The sequence below is a fragment of the Streptomyces sp. Ac-502 genome (assembly GCF_045222935.1).
Taxonomy (GTDB): domain Bacteria; phylum Actinomycetota; class Actinomycetes; order Streptomycetales; family Streptomycetaceae; genus Streptomyces; species Streptomyces monomycini.
In genome coordinates this window covers 9242106-9258770 of sequence record NZ_JBHFFO010000001.1, presented here as the reverse complement: position 1 = coordinate 9258770, position 16665 = coordinate 9242106, and the positions used below count along the sequence as shown (strand labels likewise).

13 protein-coding genes and 4 pseudogenes are annotated in these 16665 nt (G+C 69.1%); 12 read left to right on the top strand and 5 right to left on the bottom strand.

The window, feature by feature from the left end:
• Positions 1-70 precede the first annotated feature (70 nt).
• The 5 genes and pseudogenes from ACEXOX_RS42135 to ACEXOX_RS42115 all read left to right on the top strand — a co-directional run.
• A complete protein-coding gene (locus ACEXOX_RS42135) occupies positions 71-1390 on the top strand; it encodes an ABC transporter substrate-binding protein (RefSeq protein WP_406525925.1) in 1320 nt (439 codons plus the stop codon).
• Positions 1391-1482: 92 nt separating this feature from the next.
• The gene (locus ACEXOX_RS42130; protein WP_406525924.1) at positions 1483-2463 is read left to right on the top strand and encodes a carbohydrate ABC transporter permease; all 981 of its coding nucleotides are present in this window, start codon (positions 1483-1485) and stop codon (positions 2461-2463) included.
• The gene (locus tag ACEXOX_RS42125; protein WP_406525923.1) at positions 2460-3344 is read left to right on the top strand and encodes a carbohydrate ABC transporter permease; all 885 of its coding nucleotides are present in this window, start codon (positions 2460-2462) and stop codon (positions 3342-3344) included. The genes ACEXOX_RS42130 and ACEXOX_RS42125 overlap by 4 nt, the downstream gene beginning before the upstream one ends.
• A 245-nt stretch (positions 3345-3589) precedes the next feature.
• Positions 3590-4518 (top strand): annotated as a pseudogene (locus ACEXOX_RS42120) (alpha/beta hydrolase).
• Positions 4519-4774: 256 nt separating this feature from the next.
• Positions 4775-5257 (top strand): annotated as a pseudogene (locus ACEXOX_RS42115) (ATP-binding protein); the annotation flags it as partial.
• A gap of 8 nt (positions 5258-5265) precedes the next feature.
• On the opposite strand, the gene ACEXOX_RS42110 reads toward ACEXOX_RS42115, so the two are convergent.
• Positions 5266-5472, bottom strand: a complete 207-nt coding sequence (locus ACEXOX_RS42110; protein ID WP_406525922.1) for a hypothetical protein — start codon at positions 5470-5472, stop codon at positions 5266-5268.
• Positions 5473-5523: 51 nt separating this feature from the next.
• Between ACEXOX_RS42110 and ACEXOX_RS42105 the strand changes: the two genes are divergently transcribed.
• Both ACEXOX_RS42105 and ACEXOX_RS42100 read left to right on the top strand, forming a co-directional pair.
• Entirely contained in the window at positions 5524-6915 is a 1392-nt protein-coding gene (locus ACEXOX_RS42105; RefSeq protein ID WP_406525921.1) for a hypothetical protein, read from the top strand.
• Positions 6916-6923: 8 nt separating this feature from the next.
• Positions 6924-7217, top strand: coding sequence for a hypothetical protein (locus ACEXOX_RS42100; RefSeq protein WP_406525920.1), 294 nt, complete (start codon positions 6924-6926; stop codon positions 7215-7217).
• A 69-nt stretch (positions 7218-7286) separates the two neighbouring features.
• Here ACEXOX_RS42100 and ACEXOX_RS42095 read toward each other — a convergent pair whose 3' ends face one another.
• Complete coding sequence (locus ACEXOX_RS42095; protein WP_406525919.1) at positions 7287-7850, bottom strand: AEC family transporter; 564 nt, start codon at positions 7848-7850, stop codon at positions 7287-7289.
• A 134-nt stretch (positions 7851-7984) separates the two neighbouring features.
• Between ACEXOX_RS42095 and ACEXOX_RS42090 the strand changes: the two genes are divergently transcribed.
• Positions 7985-8146, top strand: a complete 162-nt coding sequence (locus tag ACEXOX_RS42090; protein WP_406525918.1) for a hypothetical protein — start codon at positions 7985-7987, stop codon at positions 8144-8146.
• Here the strand turns inward: ACEXOX_RS42090 and ACEXOX_RS42085 are convergent.
• Positions 8143-9696, bottom strand: a complete 1554-nt coding sequence (locus ACEXOX_RS42085; protein ID WP_406525917.1) for a nitrilase-related carbon-nitrogen hydrolase — start codon at positions 9694-9696, stop codon at positions 8143-8145. The two genes, ACEXOX_RS42090 and ACEXOX_RS42085, sit on opposite strands and share 4 nt — an antisense overlap.
• A gap of 197 nt (positions 9697-9893) precedes the next feature.
• On the bottom strand, positions 9894-11324 hold the full coding sequence (locus ACEXOX_RS42080) for a cobyrinate a,c-diamide synthase (protein ID WP_406525916.1): 1431 nt from the start codon (positions 11322-11324) through the stop codon (positions 9894-9896).
• Between the two features lie 209 nt (positions 11325-11533).
• Here ACEXOX_RS42080 and ACEXOX_RS42075 point away from each other — a divergent pair, with 209 nt between their 5' ends.
• Positions 11534-12214 (top strand): SCO2322 family protein, encoded by a 681-nt coding sequence (locus tag ACEXOX_RS42075; protein ID WP_406525915.1) that lies wholly within the window; start codon positions 11534-11536, stop codon positions 12212-12214.
• Between the two features lie 327 nt (positions 12215-12541).
• Positions 12542-13213 carry a hemopexin repeat-containing protein gene (locus tag ACEXOX_RS42070; RefSeq protein ID WP_406525914.1) on the top strand — a complete coding sequence of 224 codons (672 nt, stop codon included), beginning with the start codon at positions 12542-12544 and terminating at the stop codon, positions 13211-13213.
• Positions 13214-13300: 87 nt separating this feature from the next.
• Here ACEXOX_RS42070 and ACEXOX_RS42065 read toward each other — a convergent pair.
• Positions 13301-14068 (bottom strand): annotated as a pseudogene (locus tag ACEXOX_RS42065) (DUF4394 domain-containing protein); the annotation flags it as partial.
• A gap of 111 nt (positions 14069-14179) precedes the next feature.
• Between ACEXOX_RS42065 and ACEXOX_RS42060 the strand changes: the two are divergent.
• Together ACEXOX_RS42060 and ACEXOX_RS42055 are read left to right on the top strand one after the other, a co-directional pair.
• Positions 14180-15013, top strand: a pseudogene (locus ACEXOX_RS42060) (helix-turn-helix domain-containing protein); the annotation flags it as partial.
• 191 nt (positions 15014-15204) lie between these two features.
• Entirely contained in the window at positions 15205-16620 is a 1416-nt protein-coding gene (locus tag ACEXOX_RS42055; protein ID WP_406525913.1) for a carotenoid oxygenase family protein, read from the top strand.
• Positions 16621-16665 lie beyond the last annotated feature (45 nt).

Below are 16665 nucleotides of genomic sequence, written 5' to 3'. Positions count from 1 at the left end.
TCAGCTTCCGCTGTCATAGTTCCGGCATCCCACCGAAGACATGAACCGGCCCCCGGAAGGAGTTGGGCTCATGGGGAGGAAGACACTCGCCTGCGCACTCGTCGTCACGGTGGCGCTGGCCGTCGCGGGCTGCGGCGGCGTAGGCGCCCCCTCGGGCGAGACCGCGACAGCCCCCTCGGACCCGAACGACGTGTCGGGCCACCTCACGGTCCTGACACACCGCACCGACCTCGTCCAGAACGGTGTCCTGAAGAGGTACGCGGCCGAGTTCCACCAGACCTACCCCAAGGTCGAGGTCGAGTTCGAGGGCATCACCGACTACGAGGGCGAAGTCAGGATCCGGATGAACACGGAGGACTACGGGGACGTCCTGATGATCCCCTCCTCGATCGCCAAGGACAACTACCCCAAGTTCCTCGCCCCGTTAGGCAGCACCGCGGCGATGAGCAAGCAGTACCGCTTCACCGGCAGGTCGGACGTCGGCGGCAAGACGTACGGCATCGCCACCTTCGGCTCCGCCAACGGGGTCGCCTACAACAAGACTGTCTGGAAGAAGGCCGGGGTGACTGAATGGCCCACCAGTCCGGCGGAGTTCATCGCGGCGCTGCGTACGGTGAAGGCGAGGACGGGCGTGGTGCCGTACTACACCAACTTCAAGGACGGGTGGCCGCTCGGTACGCCCTGGTCCAACAGTGTCGGCTCGGTCAGCTGCTCCGCGCGGGCCGGGGACGCGCTGGCCACCAGCGCCCGGCCCTGGTCCCCCGGCAGCGACCTCAGCGTCATCGATGCCTTGCTGTACGACATCGTCCGCGGCGGCCTCGCCGAAAAGGACCCGACCACCACCAACTGGGAGAACTCCAAGAACCTCCTCGCCAAGGGGCAGGTTGGCAGCATGGTGCTCGGCTCCTGGGCGGTCTCGCAGCTGCGGGACGCCGCCGAGCAGGCGGGTACGAACCCGGACGACATCGGGTTCATGCCGTTCCCCGCACAGAAGGACGGCAAGTTCTGCGCCATGCTGCTCTCCGACTACCAGCAGGCGGTGAACGTCCACTCGCCGCACAAGGAGGCAGCCCGCGCCTGGCTCGACTGGTTCACCGAGAAGTCGGGGTACGCGCAGTCGCAGGGGGCGGTGTCCGCCCTCCGGTCCGCGCCGCTGCCGTCGAACCTCCAACCGTACGTTGACAACGATGTCAAACTGGTGGAGCGCTCCGAGGCGAGAACCGCCGGGGTCAACGCCGTCGACGACGCCTCCGAGATCGGGCTCGCCAAGCCGGACTACCGCCAGAAGATCGTCGACCTCGCCCGCGGCGCTCAACCGGGCGACCTCCGCGGCTACTTCGCGGAGCTCGACCGCCGCTGGGCCGAAGCGTCCCGGAGCATCCGCCCATGACAAGACCGCGATCACAGAACGGTCCGTCCCCCTCGGGCCCGCCGTCCCACCGGGGCCACCGCCCTTCCGGACCACGAAAGGCCCTGGCCGACATGGTGTCCGACACCACCGGCGGGAAGCCGACGTCCGCCGCCGGAACATCCGAGACCGCCGCCCCGCACCGGCAGGCAGGCCGCTCCCCCGCCGTCCCACCGCGCTCCTGGCGCTCGCACCCCTGGCGGCGGGCCACTCCCTGGCTCTTCCTCGCCGTGCCCCTGGCCCTGCTGATCACATTCACCTACGTCCCCGTGGGCAACATGATCTACTACAGTTTCACCGACTGGGACGGCATCAGCCCGGAACGCCACTTCACCGGCACGGACAACTACCAGCAGCTGTTCACCCGCCCCGAACTGTTCCGTGTCTTCCTCGTCAGCCTCTACTACCTCACCGCGTCCGCGGTGCAGATCGCGGCGGCACTGTACTTCGCCACCGTCCTCAGCTTCGACCTGCGCCTGCGCAACCTCTTCAAGGGCATCCTCTTCTTCCCGTACCTGGTCAACGGCGTCGCCATCGGCTTCGTCTTCCTCTACTTCTTCCAGGACGGCGGCACCCTCGACTCGGTCCTGGCCTGGTTCGGCGCCGACCGCGGCCACGCCTGGCTCGGCGACCCCGAGTCGGCCAACGCCTCGCTCGCCGGAGTGTCCGTATGGCGGTTCACGGGGCTCAACTTCGTCCTGTTCCTGGGGGCCATCCAGTCCATTCCCGGTGAGCTGTACGAGGCGGCGCAGCTCGACGGGGCCGGCAGACGGCAGCAGTTCCGGTACATCATCGCGCCGGGCATCCGGCCCGTTCTCACCCTGAGCATCATCCTGGCGGTCTCCGGCTCGCTCGCCGTCTTCGAGATCCCGTACCTCATGACCGGCGGCGCGACCGGTACCTCGACATTCGTCATCCAGACGGTCAAGCTCGCCTTCCAGTTCAACAAGACGGGCCTGGCATCGGCGGCGGCCGTCGTGCTGCTCACGATCATCGTGCTGATCACCTGGGTCCAGCGCCGGCTCGTGCCCGACGAGAAAGCCGACCTCGTATGACCATGCCCCGCATCACGGCCGTACGCCGCACCGCGGCCTCACGCGGCCACCGGCGCCCGCGACTCGGCACCGGCCTGACCTACCTCTCCTTGATCGCCGCCTCCGCTGTGGTGCTGATCCCGCTCGCCGTCGTCTTCCTGACCTCGCTCAAGACCTCCCGTGAAATCACCGGCGGCGGCGCACTGGCCTTGCCGCATGACTGGCTCAACCTCTCCAACTACGCCACGGCCTTCCGCGACGGCCATCTGCTCACGGCCCTGGGCAACACCGTCTTCCTCCTGGCCTTCTCGATCACCGGCACCGTCGTGATCGGTTCCATGACCGCGTACGCCGTCGACCGGTTCGACTTCCGGGCCAGGAAACCGGTGCTGGCGCTGTTCCTGATCGCCACCCTCGTACCCGGCGTCACGACCCAGGTCGCCACCTTCCAAGTCGTCAACAGCTTCGGACTGTTCAACTCCCGGTGGGCCCCGGTCCTGCTCTACATGGGCACCGACATCGTCTCGGTCTACATCTTCCTGCAATTCATCAGGTCCATCCCGGTCTCACTGGACGAGGCGGCGCGGCTGGACGGGGCGAATGCCTTTGCCTTCACCATCTACCGCAGGATCATCTTCCCGCTGCTCAAACCGGCGATCGCGACCGTCGTCATCATCAAAGGCATCACGGTCTACAACGACTTCTACCTCCCCTTCCTCTACATGCCGTCCGAAGACCTCGGCACGATGTCCACCGCTCTGTTCCGCTTCAAGGGCCCTTTCGGCGCGCACTGGGAGACCATCTCCGCCGGGACCGTCCTCGTCATCGTCCCCACTCTGATCATCTTCCTCTTCCTTCAGCGGTACATCTACAACGGGTTCGCCCAAGGCGCCACCAAGTGACTGGAGCCGGCCCGCTGACTTCCCCGGTGCGGCCTGGACCGAGCCGCCGGGAGACCGGTGATTTCGCCGATGCGTGGCCGTGGGCGCGCCCCGACAGTGGTGGTCGTCATTCACCATCGGCGGCCTCACCGAAGCGTCTCCCCGTCGTGCCGCGGCAGCGGCCGGGGCCGGCGGGCTCGGTTGCGCCCTACTGGAGGAGCCCCCTCGTGCGCCCTCACGCGGACGACGAAGACTGCCCAGCCCGTATCCCCCTTCACAACGGCCGCAGACGCCCCCGGCCCCGGCGCCACTCCCGAGTGGTGACGGCGGGAGCGGCCGCCGTGCTCGGCCTCGGCAGCCTGCTCACCGCCGGAGCCTCCGGCGCGGGGGCCGCGGCGGCCGGAGCCGGCGGCAACCCGTACGAACGCGGACCCGACCCGACCGAGTCGAGCATCGAGGCACCAAGAGGCCACTACGCGGTCTCCGAGAAATCGGTGTCGGCCCTCGACGTCACGGGCTCCGGCAGCGGCACGGTCCACTACCCAGCGAGCACCGCGGACGGAACCTTCGGCGCGGTCGCGATCGCCCCCGGCGACGGCTCCCTCCAGTCGAGCATCGCCTGGCTCGGCCCGCGCTTGGCGTCGCAGGGCTTCGTGGTCATCACCATCGACACCCGCGCCACCGTCAATCAGCCCGCCACCCGGGGCGACCAGCTTCTCGCCGCCTTGGACTACCTTGCCCGGCGCAGCCCCTCCACGACCGTGTCGACAGCAGCCGGCTGGGCATGATGGGACACTCCATGGGCGGGGGCGGCAGCCTCGAAGCCGCGAAGGACCGCCCGTCGCTCCAGGCGGCGATCCCGCTGACCGGCTGGAACCTCGACAAGACGTGGCCGGAGATCCGCGTGCCCACCCTGCTCGTCGGGGCCGACGGCGACACGATCGCGCCGGTCGCCACTCATTCGCAACCGTTCTACCAGAGCCTGCCGTCCACGCTGGACAGGGCGTATCTGGAACTGAACAACGCCACCCACTTCACGCCCAATCGCCCCGACACCACCATCGCGAAGTACAGCGTCTCGTGGCTGAAGCGGTTCATCGACAATGACACCAGGTACGAGCAGTTCCTCTGCCCGCTGCCCCGTCCGAGCCGGACGATCGACGAGTACCGCGGCAACTGCCCGCACACCTCGTAGCCGTACGTCCGCGACGCCGGCGGCGGCTGCCGCACATGGCCGCCACCGGCCCACGGTCTCCGCCCCCGTCCCCGTCCCCGTCCCCGTCCCCTACCATCACCGTCACCGGATCACCTCGCCCGAACGACAGGAGACCGATCCCGGTGACGGACTGCGGAGTGAGGGGTTCCCGCCCTGCTCACCCGGCAGTAGCGTGACAGCCGTGACCGGACCGGCCACCGTGGAACCTCCGCTGCGGTTGTAGGGGCGGGAGGCGGAACTCGCGGCCCTGGCCCGCCTGTTGGGCAAGGTGCGGGCCGGGCACGGCGGTGCGCTCGTGCTGGCGGGGAGGCCGGGGCTGGGACGCACCGCCCTGTTGGGTCGGGCGGTCCACGCCTTCCGTTCTTCCGCCACCGCACGCGGCGCGACCGTTCTCCACACTCGCGCCGCCGCTCCCGAAGCGTCCTTGCCATACAGCGGACTGCACGCGCTCCTGTGCGGCGCCGACGACGAGCCACCCACCGATGTGCTGCGCTCCGGCATGCCGCCCGCCGCCCTCCTCTGCCTGCTACGGACACTGGCGGAACGGGGGCCGCTGCTGGCGTGCGTCGACGACGTACACCTATGGGACACGCAGTCGCGTACCGCCCTCGGCTTCGCCGCCCGCCGTCTCGACGCGCCGTTCCCGGTGGGCCTCGTGCTCACCGTCGCCGCCCATCGCGCGGACGACTCCGCACTCACCGGTCTTCCGCTGCGGTAGCTGGCCCCCTATCGGACCAGGCCGCCTCCGCGCTGCTCGACGGACTGACTCGCACTGGCATCGACGCCGTCGTACGCGCCGAACTGCTCGCCGAGGCCGAGGGCAGCCCACGCCTCCTGCACGACCTCGTCGCCACGCTGGACCCGGACCAGTTGGGCGGCCGGGCCCCGCTGCCGTACCCGTTGGTTCCTGCGGAGCTCCTGCGGCGGACGCACTCGGCGTACGTACGGATGCTGCCGGACGGTGTCCGCGCGCTGCTGCTTATCGTGGCGGCAGTCGGGGAGGCCGAACCGTGTGACGACGTACCGGTGGAGGTTCTGCTGCGCGCGGTGGCCGCCGGGGCGGACATGGGTTCCGCCGGCCTCGCGGCCGCCGAAGCTTCGGGAGTCCTGTCGCGTACCGGCGATCACGTCCGCTTCGAGTCCGCGCTGCTGCGCCGCTCCGTGTACGCGGGTGAACCGCCGGCCCGCCGCCGGGCCGCTCACACGGCCCTGGCCGCCGTCCTCGGCAGGGCAGCACACCGACTCCTGCGCCTGCATCACCGTGCCTGCGCGACCGAAGGCACCGCTCCAGCCCTCGCCGACGCACTGGCGGCGGCAGCGGCGCAACCGCACCACAACCGCCTCCGGCGCAGCGCGGCCCTCGCCCGATCCGCCGAACTCACGGCCGACGGCAACAGGCAGACGGCACGCTTCACCGCCGCGGCCGACCAGGCACGGCTGGCCGAGGACACCCGCGCGGCCCGCACCCTGGTCGCCCGGGCCCGCCAACTGCCCTCGGAGGACGGCACACGGGGCCACGCCGAGTTGGTGTACGGCACTCTTGCTCTGCGGGACGGCCCGGTCGCCGACGCCCGCGAGATCCTGTGCACCGCCGCGCGGCTGCTGGCTCCGCGCCACCCGGCCGCGGCAGCCGAAGCCCACCTCGGCGCCGCCGAGGCAGCCTGGTCCACGGGCGCCCCCGCCACCAATCTCGACGCCGTCACCCCCGCCCCTGACACCGATCCGCTCGGCAACTACCGCACCGGAATGCGCGCCTTCCTGGACGGCCGCTGGGGCCAAGGGCGGACCGCGTTACGCCGATGCATCGACCTGGCGGACAGCGCCACCGACCCCGCGCTGCTGCTGCGCGCAGGGGCGGCAGCCCTGGTCGTGGGCGACGTCGAGGCCGCGAACACCGCCAACACCCGCGCACTGGCCGCCGCACAGACACGGGGCACAGCTCTGCTCGTACCTCAGGCCCTGGAACACCTCGCCTACAGCGAGCTGCGCGCGGGACGCCACGCCAAAGCCAGCGCCCATGCCCACCAAGGGCTGCTCGCCGCGCACCAGGCCGGACAACGCAACACCGGGGAAATGGTCCACCACCAGCGTGGCGACCGGTTCCTTCACCGCCACGCTTCCCGCTCAGAGCGTGACGACCTTCGTAACGGTGTGACAAGGACGCCAAACGGGAACAGCAGAAATCCGCTGACGGCCCCACCTGCAAAGGCGAACCCGTCCAACGAGCGTCACCAGCGGGGAGAGCCCTGTCGCCCCGCGGCCCGTAACCCAGATACTCGTCACTCATTCGACGGCAATAACCCTCCCCCCACGGAAATCACCTGCAAGACTCTCCTCCACGGGGAATGGCATACCCGTCGGACTCCGACCCCGTAAGGAGAGTCATGCGTACCCGAATCTCTGGCACTGCTGCGGCACTCGCCGCACTGATCGCGTTGGGAACCGCAGGGGTGGCCGCAGGCAACGCCGCGGCGGCTGACAGCCCCACCTCCCGAACCTTCCACATGAACGACGACCCGGCGTCCCCGGACGAACACGAGTGGAAGGAAGGTTCATACAGCACCAGATATGCCTGCGTAAAGCGTGGGGACTGGGGCGTGCAGAACGGGAAGTGGAAGAAGTATAAGTGTGTGAATTACCCCCACTGGGAGTACACCGAGCTGTGGGTCCGAGTATAGCGGCTCCGAGGCGGAAGGAACGACCGGCCTGGCAGCGGTACGCGTACGCACGTCCATACGGCACGGCTGTCAGGCCGAGTGTGCTGCCCACTGCACCCACAGCGGGAGCAGCAGCAGGGTCACGACCGAGCTCTTGATGACGAGGGCGGCGGACATGTCGATCGCCACGTCGTAGCGCTGGGCGAAGATGAACAGGTTCTGTGGGGTGGGCATCGCGGCGAGCAGGACCAGGTAGTGCAGCCAGTCACCCTCCACGCCGAAGCCGTGGCGCGCCACGACCAGGGTCATGAGTGGGAAGGCCACACACTTGAAGGCTATGATCCACAGCTCCTCGACGGTGGTGCCGCGCACCGTCAGCCCCATGCCGCCCAGGTGCAGCCCGAGGGCGAACAGCGCCACCGGAGAGGCACTGTCGCCGACGAACGCGAAGCTGTCGAGAGCGACCTGAGGCAGCGGCACGGACAGCAGGTTGAGCACAATGCCCGCGTTGCAGGCGATGACGACGGGCGTCATCAGTGATGCGGCGACGGCCGCGGTGAGCCGCGTACGAAGGGCCCCTGCACGGTCCGAACGCCCCAGCTCCACGATCGAAATGATGACCAGGGACAGCACACAGACCTGGAACAGCAACACCGGGAAGATCGGTGCGGCGCTCCCGAACAGCCAGGGCGAGGCCCACTTGGGCGCAGCGCACTCCTACGTCGGCGACCCGGCTGACGCTGGCGTCGGCACCGACCAGGTCCCGGGTACGGAGGGTGTCGCCGTGGTTGGTCCGTGCGGTGGCGATGTGGTCCTCCTCGGCCACGGTGGTCAGCGCGGTGCTGTCGCGGGCCGTCGTACCGGCGGCTGCTGCGGCCTCGGTCAGTGCCGCGTCGAGTTCGCTGTGGAGGACCATGGGGCATCCGATCGCCTACTTCGACCGGGACTAGCAGGTGCGTGTCCCCGGCTGGCACCGTTCGAGGATGGTGGTGGGGTCGAAGAAGCGAGCCGAGGGCTTGGCTCGGACGTCACCGGTGGTGATGTCGCGGATCACGACGCCTTCGTCCTCGGTGAAGCTGGGGTCCGCCTTGTAGCCGCCGAGGTAGATGCCCTCTTCGCCGGACTTGTTGGCGGTGACGATGTGCAGGTAGTCACCGGTACGGCTCTTCCAGAGGGCGCTGCGGACCGGGGCGCGCCAGTCGGTGTTCATCGCGACGACGTCGACTCCCATGCGGGCCAGGACGTGGGCGGTCTCGGGCGGCATCATGTCGACGTCCTGCATGAGGGCGAGGCGGGCGTAGTCGCGGTCGACGACCAGGTAGTCGTTCGACAGTCGGTCCCCGGGGAGTGCTTCGCCGCGCCGGTGGTGGGTGCGCCGGTAGTCGTAGGTCTGCCCCGTCGAGGCGAGGAGGGTGCTCTTGGGCACCTCGGTGCCGGTGGACGGGTAGTGGATGAGCAGGTCGGTCCGACGGCTCGTGGCGAAGGACTTCAGCTCCGCGAGGCCCGCCGTGTCGGGGCCGGGGAAGTAGTTGGCCGGGAAGACGATCAGGCGCAGTTTCTTGCCGGTGGACTCGGCCCGGGACGTGGCCTTGGCCGCGGCATCGAGAGCGGTCTGCCAGGGTGTGGTGCTGGGGCCGGGGTCGACAGCGGCTGCGGTGAAGGTGGTCGGGGCGGGCTGCTGGAACTGCTTTTGCGTATAGGGCTCCAGGGTGTCCTGGCCCAGCAGCGCGTACATCGCGGGTTTGCGTTCCACCGGGAAGGTCCGTGACCTGCGTACGGGAATCTCGCCGTAGCCGATCTGATCGGACCGGCCGCTCACCTCCGCGAGGACCTTGCCGTCGTGCGTCATGATGATGCTGCGCGACCCCGTGTCGAAATCGTAGGGAAACGGGGACGGCACGGTGAAGGTGTCCTGTGTGAACACCTCGGGCTTGGTTCCCTTGGTGCCTTTCCCCCAGCGGTTCGCGACAATCATGGAGAAGTCGTTCTCGAAGGTCCGGACGCGGACGAAGTCGGTGTCGATCCCGACGTTGGCCGGCGCGATCAGGATGTCCGCTCCCTGCACGGCGGCCGCTCTGGGGAACTGCGAGTTGAACATGTCGGAGCAGATGACCAGCGCCATCCTGCCGTATTCGGTGTCGAAGGTCGGGATCGGGTCGAAGCTCGCGGCGTTGTAAGAGGATTCGATCAGGTGGTTGCGCTTGCGGTAGACGCCGCGGGCCCTGCCGTCCGGGCCGATGAGCACGGCCGAGTTGTAGTAGCGGTTCGTGTCCGGCTCGTAGACCGGCATGCCGAACGCGATGTAGGCGCGGTGCCGTTCGGCGACGGCGCCGAGAGCGGTGGTCGATTTTCCGGGGACCTGCTCGGCGGCCTCGGACATCTCCGCACGGCTGAAGAAGGAGTAACCGCTGGTGGCCATCTCCGGCAGCACGATGAGCTTGGCGCCCTTGCCGGCTGCCCGGTCGGCCAGCTCGACCATCTTGGCGCGGTTGTCGTCCACCTTCCCTTCTTCCGGGGCGAAGTGAATCGTCGCGGTCTTCAGGGTTCTGGGTGCCGGTGACGCGTCCGCCGCGGCGGCGCTCGTGGGCTCGTGGCCCGGCAGGAGGGGAATCAGCCCTGCCAGCGCAGCCGCCACCACAACCGACCGGAGCCGACGGCGACGTAACAGCGGGATCGGTTTCAAGGGATTCTCCGATCTCATACGGCGGGCACCTTCTTCGAGTACCTCAGCGCAGCACTCAGGAAATGGCGCGGGATCTCCGGGTGCAGGCTGAAATGGAGATGGATGTAGCTGGCCGCTACGTTGTCGAGCAGGAACCCGGCACGGCGGCTTTCACCCGTGCTCGTGGTCACCTCGTACAGATTCGGTTCGATCTCGGCAGTGGTGATACGGGACTGGTGGAACTCCTGGCCACGGGCTCGTTGCCCCGCCTCGCCGAGCGGGGACGGCGCCTGTGTGCGCACCTCGACGTAATGGATGGAGAGGTATTGCCGGTCCATCACCACATCGATCGGGAGGATACCGGTCATGGTCGCGCGTTGACCGTCGAAGTCGGTCAGCGACCGGGCGAGGTACATCATCCCGCCGCACTCCGCGTAGACCGGCATTCCGTGCCCGGCCCGCGCCCTCAGCTCGTTTGCCAAGGAGCGGTTGCCGGCCAGTTCGGCAGTGAAACTCTCCGGGTAGCCGCCGCCGAGATACACCGCGTCGACGTCGTCCGGCAGCCGGGGATCGACGGTCGGCCGGAACGGCACCAACGTGAACCCGGCGTCCTCCAACGCGTGCAGGTTCTCCTCGTAGTAGAAACAGAACGCGGCGTCACGGGCCACCGCCAGACGCGCACGGGGCCTACCGGGGCCGGAACCGCGTGCCGGACGGTCCGCGGATGTCCCGGCGGGCCCGGGCAGCGCGGTACGAGTGGCCGCCAACAGCCCGTCCACGTCCACCGAGCGTCCGGAAGCGAGCTGCGCGCGGGCGCGTGCCGCGGCGCCTGTCGGGTTCTCCTCGACCGTGGTCAGCCCGAGATGCCGCTCGTCGACACGCAGGTGCTCGCTGCGCTCGACCCAGCCGGCCACGAGCTCCCGCAGGTGGCCGGGGAGCGCGCTGAGCACCATATCGGCGTGGGTGCGGCTGCCGACCCGGTTCAGGACGCAGGCCGCGATCCGGACCTCGGGGTCGAAGGCCAGCAGGCCGCCGAGGACGGCTCCGGACGTACGCGTCATCCCCCACACGTCCATGACGACCACCACGGGCAGGCCGAGAAGCTTGGCGATGTGCGCCGCGCATCCCTTCTCCGTCCCGTTCTCCCCGTCGTACAGCCCGCCCATGGCCTCGATCACGCACACGTCCGCCTCGGCGGACCAGCGGTCGAAGGAGCGGCGCACGCCTTCGGCCCCCATCATCCACAGATCCAGGTTGATCGACGGCCGCCCGGTGATCTCCCGGTGGTATCCGGGGTCGATGAAGTCAGGGCCGAGCTTGAAGGCCTGTACCCTCAGGCCGCGTTCCCGCAAGAGGCGCAGCAGAATGGCCGTGACGGTCGTCTTGCCGGCGCTGCTGTGCGTCGCGGCGACAACGAATGCGGGCCGCGACCGCGGTGCGGGGCCGGTGCTGGCCGTGTTCTTCACTGCTGCGCCTCCAGAACGAGCCGGATCTTCCGTGCAGTGACGCAGAGTACCGCCAGGCTTCGGGCGGGGACGGGCGGAAGCGGCACAGGTCGGCGATGTCTGGTACGGACATGCCGCCGGCTGCATACACTCCCTTGCGGAACCCACTCGAAGACCCCCGGGCCGCAACGGTCCTCAACGGTCCGCACCAGGCAGACGAGAGACACCCGGTGAGACGCAGCGTCAGACCCATCAGCCGCAGCCTGGCCGTGGTGGCCACCGCGGGGACTCTCGCGCTGGCTTCCGCGGCCCCCGCCCACGCCGCCGACTACCGCTACTGGTCGCTGCGGCACGGGGACAACGGCACCTGGCACACCACGGCCGAAGGCCCGGGTACCTACCGTCCGGCCGACGGCGCCGTGGAAGGGCTGCGCTTCGCCGTCTTCCACGAGGACACGAAAGGGTCCGTCGTCCCCCGTACTCCCGCCGACTTCGCGGCGATATGCGCTGCCATTCCGGCGAAGACAGACACCAAGCGGGTCGCCTTGGTCCTGGACTTCGGAACAGCAGAGGATGCCCCGTCCGGGGAGCGGCCGCCGGCGATACGCACGCTCTGCGTGCGGTTGCCGCCGGATGCCACCACCGCGGAGGCGCTGGCCAAGGCCGCGCCACCCCTGCGGTACGGGTCCTCGGGGTTGCTGTGCGCCATCGCGGGCTACCCGCGGCGCGGCTGCGGGGAAGCGGTGGCCGACAGCTCCCCTCACGCGAGCGGCAGCGACAGCCCTGGCAGCGGCAGTGGCAGTGGTTCGGGTGGCGGGCCGTCCGTGGGGCTGCTGTTCGGTGGTGGCCTCGTCGTTGCCCTGGTCGGCGCGGCCGTATGGCAGGTCCGGCGCCGCCGCGACGCCTCGTGAGCGCACCGCGGCCGGCCGGCAGCACCGTGGTCCGTACGAGGCGGGCGCGCGTGCCCGCCGCAGTTCAAGGGTGCCGGCGATCCGAGCACGGGACCGGTCGGTCCGGCGAGGGGCACCGATGTGTCCGGGTGACTGGCGGGGCGACAAGAACGTGCAGGTGAAGGTGGTGTGGCTCGAACTGCATGGCGGTGCAGCGAGGAATGAGCCGATGAGCGGTGGGTGGCGTGACACGACCGTAAGGGGCTGGCAGGGTGCTGGGGGCGAGCTCGAACAGCCGCCGGCCGGCAGGCGTCAACCAGACCCATCGACTGCAAGAGGGTGTGGAACGTGGCAGAGCAGACCGCTGCACCGGGTTCCTTCTACCGGCGCATCGACGCCGTCGTGAGGGCCAAGGGCAACGACCCGATCACGTGGGTCCTCAAGGACAACTCCTACGTGCGCTACGACATGAAGGACAACCACGGCTTCGACGGGTACCCCAAGCTCATCGAGGGCAACTGGCCGGGCCTGGTGGACAGCTTCGGGCGCCGGATCGACGCCGCGCTCAACCGCCGGGACCAGCCGAACGTCGTGTACCTCTTCAAGGACAGCCAGTACGTCCGCTACGACCTGGACTCCGACAAGGTCGAGCCGGGCTACCCGCTCAGCATCGCGGAAGGGTGGAAGGGGCTGCCGCCGGACTTCCAGCTCGGCATCGACGCGGCCGTCAACCACCAGAGCAACCCGAACGTCAGCTGGTTCTTCAAGGACGACCTGTACATCCGATACGACGTCGTGAACGACAAGCTGCTGGGCGGCCCGACACCCATCCTGCGCGGCTGGCGCGGGCTGCCGGAGAACTTCCAGCGGGGCATCGACGCGGCCGTCAACTCCGTGCTCGACACGGACAAGGTGTACCTGTTCAAGGACGACCAGTACGTCCGCTACGACCTCGTCAGCGACAGGACCGACAGCGGCTACCCGCTGCCGGTCGAGGGGAACTGGAACTTCTTCGCGTGAACCTCGCCGCCTGAAGTCCGCGGCGGCTCGGCGTCCCGTCCGGCTGATGCGGACGGGACGCCGATGCGGACCTGCCTGGCGGGGCCAGGTGCCGGTGAGGGAGTTGGCCAGGTCCGTGATGTTCAGCGGGAACTGCCTGATGGAAGTGGCCTGACCGGTGAGGACGTTGACGCTGTAGAGCGACGGGTTGCCCGCACCGTTCGGGGTGAGGGAGGCGAAGGCGGCGTAGTCGGCCGTCTGCCCGTCGGACAGCGTGCTGTAGATGCCCAGGCCCGCGTTGAGCCCGGCGTTGACGCCGAGCTTGCCGGTCGGGGCGAGCGTTCCCTGGTTGGCCGGGGACTGGAGGACGACCTGGTCGTTGGCCGTGTCGACGTCGGCCAGGGGGATCGCCGTGGCCACACTGCGGTCGTTGTTCGTGTACGCGGCGGCGGTGACACCCTTGGCCGTGCCCTCCTCCCCCGGGAAGGTGAGGTTCTGGTCCTGGACGGTCGTGTGGTTGTTGAGGTTGTGCCGCAGGTTCTGCCCGTTGTCGCTGATCACACGGAGCCGGTCGGCCGCCGGGTCGAAGTCGACGCCGAACGCCGTGCCGCGCATGTCGTACTGGAGCTGGGGCACCTTGGTGACCAGGGCGTCCTCGTCACCCGTCGGAATCTTGGTCGTGTAGATCCCGCCCTTGTCGCCGACCCCGTACTGCAGGCCGTCCCGCACCCGGAAGTCGATGCCGACCAGGCTCGTGTCACCGACGAGGCCCTCGACGGCCCTTACCCAGTCGAGGACCTGCGGCCGGTCGGTCTTGAAGGCGGCAATCAGAATGACTGTCGCGGTGTTCCCCACGGATGTACATGCGGTTCTCATTAAGACTGCTTCACGGCCCCTCCACAAGCGGAAAAGGTGATGAGAACGCCCAGGTCCGGGAATTTTGCGCGCTGTGACAAAGACCTGGTCGCGTACTCGCCGCCGTTTTGCGCGCTGTGGCTCCGGCGTCGGGCCGTCGAGCTGTCGCCGGACAGACGCGAGTTGTCCGAAGCCGACCTCGGCTACATCGCGACGATGGGTGAGCTGCGGGCCGAGGCGGGGATGTCGCTCGACGCACGGCAGCGGGTCCTGGGGCTGCACGCCGCGCTCATGCTGCGCGAGGTCAACGAGGTGACCGAGGCCCAGCGCGGCTGCGGAGTCGAGGAAATCATGCGCATGATGAGCTGGTTCGCTCCGCAGGGTGACCGCGGTATCGGCGCCTACTGCCAGGGATTCGTACGGGTACTGCGCCGCCGGAGACAGTACGTCGAACAGGTCGCCGTGCTGACCCGGTCCCTGCTGAACGGAGATCCCATAGCGGCGGAACTCGCCTCGGCCGTCGGTATGGAGCTGCCTGTTTGCTGGGTGGTGACGGTGTTCCGTATGCCGGTCCGCCCCGCCGCAGATCGTTTTCTGGAAAACGATATCGAGACATTGGTGAAAAGCCACCGGACGCCTGTCATGCGGGGCCGGGAATACAGCGACGGAAACGGTGAGCTGATCGCTCTGGTTCCCTTGATTTTCGGCACGGCGGGAGCCGAATCCGCAGCGCCGCACGCCCATTCCGACCTTCTGCCCGAGCTCGCCCCCGACTCCCTCGACGCGTACTACCGCCACGGCATGCACCGCGGCGCCACGGCGACCGCCCTCAACATCCACGCCCGCACCCTGGACGGCCGCCTCCGCCGGGTACGGGAACTCACCGGCATCGACCCCGGCTCGACACGCGGCGTACGCACACTCAGCGCGGTCGTCACCAGGCGCCTGTCGGGAGCGTGGCGCTGAACCCGTCGGGGCCCGTACGGACCTGTGGCGACCCATCGGCCGCGCCGGGCCGGGGTGGCCGACGTAGCTGTAACTGCTCCGGATGAACCACATCGCGGGGCGGCGGCTGACGCGCGCGAAAAGAACAAGACTGCCGTCGGCATGCCGACTGCGGGACCCTGGCTGCCTCACCCCAAGGCAGGAGACCGCGGATGACGATGCCATCGGGTTCCCCCATACCCTTGCACCTCTCGGGCAACAACGCACCGGTCGCGGCCGAGGTCACCCACCGGCCGAGCGCGGTGACCGGCACCGTGCCCCGGGAACTGTGCGGCCAGTACTTCCGCAACGGGCCCAACCCGCGTAGCGGCTGGTCGCCCCACTATTTCGCCGGTGACGGCATGCTCCACACCGTCGCACTGGCCGACGGCCACGCCACCTGGTACCGCAACCGCTACGTACGCACCCCGCTGCACGCACAGCCGGGCGCCTCCCGCCTCGACCTCGCCTTCGATCCGGCCACCTCACGGATCGACTACCGCGTCACCACCGCCAACACCCACCTGATCGCCCACGCCGGCCGGCTCTTCGCCCTCGAAGAAGGCGGCTTCCCCTACGAGGTCACCCCCGACCTGGCGACCCTCGGGGTCTTCACCTTCGACGGGGCGCTCACCACCCCCATGACCGCTCACCCCAAGACCTGCCCCCGCACCGGGGAACTGCACTTCTTCGGCTACCGCCTCCGGCCGCCGTACCTGACCTACTACCGGGCCTCCGCTGCGGGCGAAGTGCTCCAGAAGCAGATCGTGGACCTGCCGCGGGCAGTCATGATGCACGACTTCGCCCTCACCGCCCACCACGTCGTCTTCATGGACCTGCCCGTCGTCTTCGACGCAGGCCGGGCAGCCGCAGGCGGCCCGCCCTGGCGGTGGGACGACGGACACCGCGCTCGCTTCGGCATCCTGCCCCGGACGGGGAAGGCCGCCCGCGTACGGTGGTTCGACGTCGCGCCCTGCTACGTGTGGCACACGATGAACGCCTTCGAGACCGACGGGACGGTCACCCTCACCGGCACCCGCGTCCCGGCCCTGTGGCGCCAGGGGCCGCAGGACCTCAGCGGTGGCCTGCCCACCCTGCATCAGTGGGTACTCCACCTGGCCAGCGGCACGGTCACGGAAACCCCGCTGGACGACATTCCCAGCGAATACCCCCGCATTGCCGACACCGGTGTCAGCCTGCCCCACCGCTACGGCTACACCGCCGGATTCACCCTCGACGCCGAGCCCCTGCACACCGAGATCTACAAGTACGACCTGGCCCACGGCGCCCGACGCAGCACCCACCGCTTCCCCGCCGGCCACACCTGCGGAGAGCCCGTCTTCGTCCCCCGCTCCCCCACCTCTTCCGGCCAGGAAGACGACGGGTACCTCCTGACGTTCGCCCACGACCGCTCCCGCGGCACCAGCTACCTGGCCGTCCTGGACGCCGCCGACCTCAGCGCCGCCCCGGTCGCCGAGATCCACATACCTGTCCGCATACCGGCGGGCTTCCACGGCAACTGGATTCCCGGCACCCCGGGTGCCGCGCCCAAGGTGCCGACAGCAGACAGGGCCCTCAAGGGGCGTTGAAGCCCTCCCGCCCGACGATACGGCGCGCCTCCACTCGTCCGCGCG